Consider the following 406-nt stretch of genomic DNA (forward strand, 5'->3'; position numbering starts at 1 on the left):
CTCGTTCACTACGGAGAATAAGGGATTCGAACCCTTGCGCCAGTTACCCGACCTAACGATTTAGCAAACCGTCCTCTTCAGCCTCTTGAGTAATTCTCCATCAATATAATATGGGCACGAGTGGAATCGAACCACCGACCTCACGCTTATCAGGCGTGCGCTCTAACCATCTGAGCTACGCGCCCAAGATAATAAACTTGGACAAAGTTAAATTAATGGCGCGAGACGGAATCGAACCGCCGACACATGGAGCTTCAATCCATTGCTCTACCAACTGAGCTACCGAGCCAAATTCTTAAAGAAATTGCGGGAGCAGGATTTGAACCTACGACCTTCGGGTTATGAGCCCGACGAGCTACCTAGCTGCTCCATCCCGCGGTAGTAGAAAAGGAGGATGTGGGATAGA

At 49.5% G+C, this 406-nt stretch carries 4 tRNA genes; all 4 read right to left on the reverse strand.

The features are described 5' to 3' along the window. Positions 1-11 precede the first annotated feature (11 nt). Positions 12-99 (reverse strand) — tRNA-Ser (locus tag C1G53_RS09325). A gap of 12 nt (positions 100-111) precedes the next feature. Then, positions 112-185, reverse strand: a tRNA-Ile gene (locus C1G53_RS09330). Between the two features lie 31 nt (positions 186-216). Further along, positions 217-289 (reverse strand) — tRNA-Phe (locus C1G53_RS09335). 15 nt (positions 290-304) lie between these two features. After that, positions 305-378, reverse strand: a tRNA-Met gene (locus tag C1G53_RS09340). Positions 379-406 lie beyond the last annotated feature (28 nt).

The organism is Streptococcus suis (genome assembly GCF_002960445.1).
In the GTDB taxonomy this organism is placed as follows: Bacteria; Bacillota; Bacilli; order Lactobacillales; family Streptococcaceae; genus Streptococcus; species Streptococcus hyiners.